This is a genomic window from Lampropedia hyalina DSM 16112, assembly GCF_900129055.1.
In the GTDB taxonomy this organism is placed as follows: Bacteria; Pseudomonadota; Gammaproteobacteria; order Burkholderiales; family Burkholderiaceae_C; genus Lampropedia; species Lampropedia hyalina.
The window spans coordinates 3,309-9,777 of the sequence record NZ_FQUZ01000051.1; the positions used below are offsets into that span (position 1 = coordinate 3,309).

4 protein-coding genes and 1 pseudogene are annotated in these 6,469 nt (G+C 59.6%); all 5 read right to left on the bottom strand.

Features of this window, described 5'->3' with window-relative positions:
• Positions 1–1,076 (bottom strand): Ig-like domain-containing protein (locus BUE21_RS14735; RefSeq protein ID WP_200796752.1); only part of this gene is annotated, 1,076 nt, incomplete at its 3' end.
• 341 nt (positions 1,077–1,417) lie between these two features.
• Positions 1,418–2,044, bottom strand: a complete 627-nt coding sequence (locus tag BUE21_RS13915; protein ID WP_073357248.1) for a YdcF family protein — start codon at positions 2,042–2,044, stop codon at positions 1,418–1,420.
• A 9-nt stretch (positions 2,045–2,053) separates the two neighbouring features.
• Positions 2,054–2,404 (bottom strand): hypothetical protein, encoded by a 351-nt coding sequence (locus tag BUE21_RS14610; protein WP_143164549.1) that lies wholly within the window; start codon positions 2,402–2,404, stop codon positions 2,054–2,056.
• A gap of 90 nt (positions 2,405–2,494) precedes the next feature.
• Complete coding sequence (locus BUE21_RS13920) at positions 2,495–5,848, bottom strand: glycosyltransferase (protein ID WP_073357249.1); 3,354 nt, start codon at positions 5,846–5,848, stop codon at positions 2,495–2,497.
• Positions 5,836–6,469, bottom strand: a pseudogene (locus BUE21_RS14740) (hypothetical protein); the annotation flags it as partial. The pseudogene BUE21_RS14740 and the gene BUE21_RS13920, both read right to left, overlap by 13 nt.

The window sequence follows — 6,469 nt, forward strand, 5'->3', positions numbered from 1 at the left end:
GCATCTGCATCTGCATCTGCATCTGCATCTGCATCGCTATCTGCGTCACCGTCGCTGTCTTCTACCAAGGGTGCATTGACTTCTGCTGGAGCGGAGACATTGAATGATGGGTCTCTCAACGTTACGCTGAGTGCCTCTTCATTCGTCAATGGTGGTTCCAGGGGAATACTGAAATCACCATTCTCATCCACGACTCCGCGAGCAATATCGTCACCGTTTTCATCTCTGATAATTACAGTGGCGTCTGGCTCGCCTTTGCCTGTGACTGCTGATCCATCAGCAGCTACTGTTACATCAGTTGGGGCAGCTGGCGGCTCCTCATCCTCGCCACGATCAGGTGTAGTGCCAAATCCAATTCTCAATTCAGCACCGTCTGTTGTAGTGCCATCAGAATATCGAATCTCATATTGGAAAGTTTCCACTTTTCCAGTTACGTGCGGCTGATTATTTGGCGTATATGTATAGCTTCCATCTTCATTGATTATCAAAGATCCATGTGTTCCCGCTACAAGTTTACCATCAACAACTATTTCATAGTTATTTGTAGCGGGATTAAGAATGTACAAATCACTTTCCGCGTCCCCATGGAAATCGTTATCCAGCACTTCTCCTACAACTGGATTCCATTTATAGAAACTCTCAGAAATATTTTCAATGACAGCAACATTACTTAAGGCAACTATTCCAGTAATTTCATACTCAAAAGTATAAAGTCCTTCGCTCAGATTCAAGCCAGCAAGGTCAAACGTATAGACACCCGAACTTTGACCCAAAACATCAATACCAAGAAGACTCAAAAGAGCAGAAAGTTGACCGGAAAATACTGGAGCAGCCTCCCCAGCCTTATTCAAGGTAACCTTAAATCCAGGAGCAACACCAAGTAGACCATTCACATCGAATTGAACAGTACCACTAGCAGTCCCTCCAGGAGAAACACTAAAACTAAAATCATCACCAGCTCCAAGCAGACCACTAACATTTGGTATATTTGTCGGCGACGTGACTACATCTTGCGATCCAACTGTTGAACTTTCCTGCACTGCATTCACATCATTTTTTGCATAAATATCAGCCATCGCTTCTCTCCTAAAAATCAAAAACACAAAAACCGGTTGCCAGCCCTACAAAAAACCAGCCGATCATCCCGGTACCCCTGCGTTCATCTCCACCCACAGTCCCAGCAAGCGCATGGTGCGCAGGTTCGCATTGCTGTGCCGATTGCTATTCCTCTGGAATTGGCACACTTCCTGCTTATCCTCTGTACTACCCGGCGACAACAGTGCCAGGAGTTGCTGTCATGCTTCCTGCCAAGATCAACAGACTCGGACAGGCATGGCAAAGACCTCTGCAAACCACATTGCTCTGGTGATACCCCCCAATACAAAGTTCCTAGGGGCTTTCACCAGTCTGGTTTCAACTATTGTAACGAATAGTGAAGCGGATGATAGTTCTGCAAGTATTGCCAGTGGTCATTCGGTTTTCCATGCGCAATGCCATGCCACCAGAGGTGGCTGCGCAAGGCCAGGTAGGCCAGGTGTTCACGCGATTTCTGCCAGGCCGATGAAGGCCAGCAAGCCAACTGCATGGCAGCAGGAGGGTGCCCATAGATCAGGCGGTGCAGGCGGCGGATGCGTGGGGCATGGTAGGCATCGGTGACGATGGCGGTGTGCTGGATGCCGATGCCTTTTTCCTGTGCTAGATGGCCACCGATGAGCAGGTTGGCATAGGTATCGCGGGAGATGGCATCGGTGACGATGTGGCAGTCCGGCACGCCGGCGGCCCGCAGAAAGCGGCGCATCTGCTCGCACTCGGGCAGCAGCAGGCCATGGCGTTTCTGGAGGTTGCCGCCACTGAGGATGAACAGGGGAGCAGGCTGGCACATGGCCAGGCATTGCCGATAGCCCTGAAGGGCACGGTGGCTGCGCTGCATGGACTGGCTGCATTCTCCGCCCAGCACCAGCAGTGCCCGAATGGCCGGGCTGGTCTGGCCAGTGCTGGAGGGCAAGTCGATCTGGTCGGGCTGGGGAGCCGCTGCGGGTGGCATGGCGCGGGATCAGGGGTTAGGGCGAATGCCGCAATCCAGTGACGACATGGAGAAAAAACACGTTCGTTTCTCTTGGTTTGCTTTGTCACTGGATTGCGGGTCAAGCCCCACTGCTGTCTGGAACGTTTTGGCAGGCACTTGCCAAGTGACCATTGCAGCCTTACGCAAAGCACCCAATACCGTCATGCCGGACTCGATCCGGCATCCAGTCGCAACGCAAGCCATTGGCAAGCAAGGTGTTTTTGCAAGCGTCGTCACTGGATGCCGGATCGAGTCCGGCATGACGTGGCGTAGTGCAATACGATGCTCAAAAATGGGAGTCTCTTTTGGAGGCAATCGCAAAAGAATCAGATCGTTCATGGCGTTGCAGGCATTGCCTAAATTGATTCCAGACAGCAGTGGGTCAAGCCCGGAATGACGGGGAACAGGCTTAAGCAAGTGCCATTCGGGTCAGGGCGTGTCATCATTCAGATTCGCCCTGGTGCTCGCTTCGATGCCGATGGCGGCCAGCAGTTGTTGGGTGCTGGCCTGCCAGGTGAGGTATGGCAGGGCATCGGCACGGGGGTGTTGTGCGTTGGCGTGTTGGGCCAGCCATGCGCGGATGGCCGCAGCCAGGGCCTCTGGTTCATGGCCGCTGAAGTAGCTGGCGTGGCCTGCGGCAATTTCCCGAAACACCGGCAGGTCGCGCACCAGCAATGGCAGGCCATGCTGGGCGGCTTCGATGAGGGGCAGGCCAAAGCCTTCGCCCTTGCTGGCGGCTATGAGGCAGGTGCTGTTGGCATAGAGGGTGTCGAGGTATTCGTCGCTGATGCCGGCGAGCCAGTGCAGGCGTTGGCCTTGTTCGGGGTGGTGGGTCAGCCGGGAGATGGTGGCGGGGATGTCGCGGCGCATGTCTTCGGGCAGCCCTCGCCAGCCTTCGTGGCCGACGATGACGAGGTTGGCTTGCAGCCCTTCGTTCCACAGTTGGGTGAATGCTTCGATGACCTGGGGATAGCCTTTGCGCGGTTCGATGGTGCCGACCATGAGGAAGGTGGGCATGGCGGCCATTTGCGCCAGGGTGGCCGGGGCGTTGTCGGGCAGGCCCCGGGTGGGCACGGAGTTGTCCACGTCGGCCCCCAGGTGAAAGTGCCCGATGGCCAGCGGTGCGGGCCTTGGAATGCCACTGTGGTGGCACCAGTGTGTGAGGTCGTCGGCCACGGCGCGCGAGATGCAGGCGATGCGGTCGGCAATGCGCACGGTGGTGGCGAGCCAGTCGCCAAAACCGAATTGACCGGGGGGAAAGACTTCGGGCATTTGCACGGGCAGGAGGTCATAGACCACGCAGTGGATGGGTATGCCGCGTTGGCGCAGTTCTGCGTAGATGCCGGCCTGTTCGGCCTGTACGACCAGGCCGCCGTTGAAGTCGAGGATGAGGAGTTGATCGCCCGCGACAGGGTCGATGGCGTCGTCGAGGGCGGGGGGCAGGTTCAGGCCGTGGCTGCGCCCCCACCAGTCGAGGGCTGTGCGGTAGCCGGTGACGCTGCTGTGGTCGTCACTGCTGTGCAGTTGCACGGGTTCGATGCGGTGCCCCGGCGGGGGAGCGTCAATCAGTGCCTTGAGGATGGCACGCACGACACGCTGGATGCCGGTCTTGAGGTCGTTGCGCACGGTGGCGGTGACATCGACGAACAGGCGGCGTTGGGGCTGCGCCAGTGGCAGGCTGCTGGCGAGATCGATGCTGAGTTGCAGGGCCTGGGCTGGCTCAATGGGTTGGGTGTTTTGCCGTGCCAGTGTGCGGGCCAGGCTGGCGGCATGGCCGCAGGTGCTGCTCCAGTCGATTTGTTCGATGAATTGGGCGTAGCGTTGGGCACAGGGTTGCGGGGTGTGTTCACGGGCGCAGAAGGCAGCGGCCTGGGCGGCGATGCGCTGGCGGTGTGCGGCATCGGTGTACAGGGTTTGCAGGGCCTGGGTGAGGGCCTGGTCGTCGAATTCATCGGGCAGGAGCCAGGCGGTATCGGTGGGGATTTCCGCCAGTGAGCCGTGGGCGTTGGCGATCAGCGGCAGGCCGTGGCTGAGGCAGTCCAGCACAGCGGCGGAGGTTTCGCCACGGGAGCCGGTGCGCAGTTGCACGGCCAGATCGGCGGCGGCAAGGTAGCTTTGGTATTGCTCGGGGCTGGCAAAGCCTGTGATGCGGATGCGGGCGGCACCATCGCCTGCCGAGGCGATGGTCTGTTCCAGTTGCTGTCCATATTCTCCAGGATGATTCTGGCCCACAAAGACGAGGTGGCAGCGGGCCTGACCGTCCATACCGCTGGCCAGCCATGCCTGCAACAGGCGATGGTTGAGCTTGGTGCTGTCGAGGAAGCCAAAACTGCACACCAGAAAATCGTCGTCGCTCAAGCCCAGTGACTGGCGTGCCTGTGCACGGCTGGTGGGTGTGGGAGGGGTGCGCACCAGCGGGATGACGGCCCAGTCGTTCGCGAAGTCAGGGCCGTACCAGTGGCGGGCGAGTTGCCGCGAGTGTTCGGAATGGACGATGATGCCCAAGGCATGTTGCAGCACGGGCAGGTTGGCAGGGTAGTGCCTGCGGGCAGCATCGAGGTCGTGGCCGCGCAGTTGCAGGGCGGCCACACCATGCGAGGTGTGCAGGGCACGGCTCCAGCAGGGGCCTTGGCCTGCCTCGGTTTCCAGCCAGGCCAGCAGGCTGCTGAGGTAAAAGTCGTGCAGGACGACGATGCCGGGGATTTCCTGCACCAGCTCCAGCATGTGCTGGTGGTAGGGGGAGTTGCCGACTTGATAGACGACCCGATCCACGCTATGGGCGTTCGCACGCAGCCAGTCTATATTGCGCAGGGGGCCATGGGCTTGTGCCCATTGGGCATCGACTTCCTGCTGGGCAATGATGGGAATGACCTGGTAATGCTGTGCCAATGCCGGCAGCAGCATGGCCGTGTAGTCGGCAATGCCACTGCGCACGGGTGGCAAGGGGCTGACGAGCGCGAGTACAGGCCGCTGCTGCACGGCCACATGATCGGCATGGCTTGGCGGCAGGCTGTGCGGGCGACTGAGCTTGAACTGCTGCACCTGTTGCTCGAAGATGCCGAGCATATGCTGTGCGACTGCATCCCAGGCATGTTGCTGCAATTGCAACTCGTCGCGGGTTTGGAAGCGGGAGCGCAGGTTCGCACGCATGCGCGCCTGTTGCAGCCCGTCCCACATGGTTTGGGCTTTGCTTCGATGCGGCATGGCAGGCAAGGCCATGGACGCGCCCAGTGGCTCGACAAGGCAGGTGATGCGCTGTGCGGGAATGGCAAGATACTCCACAGCCTGTGCGCAAGCAGGGCGTGAGACGCCCAGCAGGGCACTGGCGCGCAACAGGTCGGCCCGTTTGTCAGGGTGACGACTGGCCATGTCTGGCGAGAGACTGCCATGGAGTGTGACCGTGACCGGGAAATGCTCGGTCAGTGTGCCGATGTCGGTGATGGCTTCGTCGCCCAGGCTGTCTGCCATACCGGGAATGTGCAATACATCGGGTCGCAGGCTGCACAGAAATGCAGCTCGTATCTGCCGGGCCCGGCTTTGCAGCTCTGCGGTGTGCAACGGGCCTGGGGCATTCCAGAGGCGGATGGCCTGGGCAGGCAACAGGCCGTTGAACTCGCTGCGAATGGCTTCGATGCGGCCATGCAGCAGGCCACTGAGAGCCAGGATGATCTGGTGCGGCCCCCGGTTGCGCACCATGGCCTTGACCAGTGACAACGTGTGCCTTGCGACATGGTCGCTGCAATCGGCCAACTGCACGGCCTGCATGTCGATTACGATGCGCATCGGTCTTGTTCCTCGGGTGGCAGGCGGCGGTGTGATTCGCTCACGATGATCTGGTGCAACTGCTTGGCATGGGGAGGGAGATTGGCAAGGCTCCAGTGGCGTGGCACTGGTGGCATGGTTTCTGTGGGCCACACTGGAGGCACAGCCGCATCTGGCGCATCTGGCCCCTGGGATGGAAGCATTCGGGTCTTACCGGGTGCGGCCTTCGCCATTGCTTGCAGTTGCTGCATCACGGCACGCAAAGGAGCGGTGATGCGCCATGACCAGCTCAGGCGCAAGGCCCGGTTCTGCTCCTCCAGTTCCCGCACTCGACGCCTCACCTGCTCCTCTCGCTCCCGGCCCTGCTGACGCTCCCCCTCCAACTGGCCCTGCACCTGCTCCAGCCTCTGCCTCAGCTCTTCTTGCTGACCCGCACCCTCCTGCATCCGCTGCTCGGCAACACGCCGCTGCCTTTGCGCCTGCTCAAGCTGCGCACGCTCATGCTCCAACTGCGCTTGCAATGGCTCTCTCTGCGCACCTTCCACTGTCGGCCCCACCTGCTCTGCCCTCGGTTCGCTGGCCCTTTTCTCCAATTGCTCCAGCCGATATGCCAGGTTCCATATCTTGCCTTCGTATTCCTGC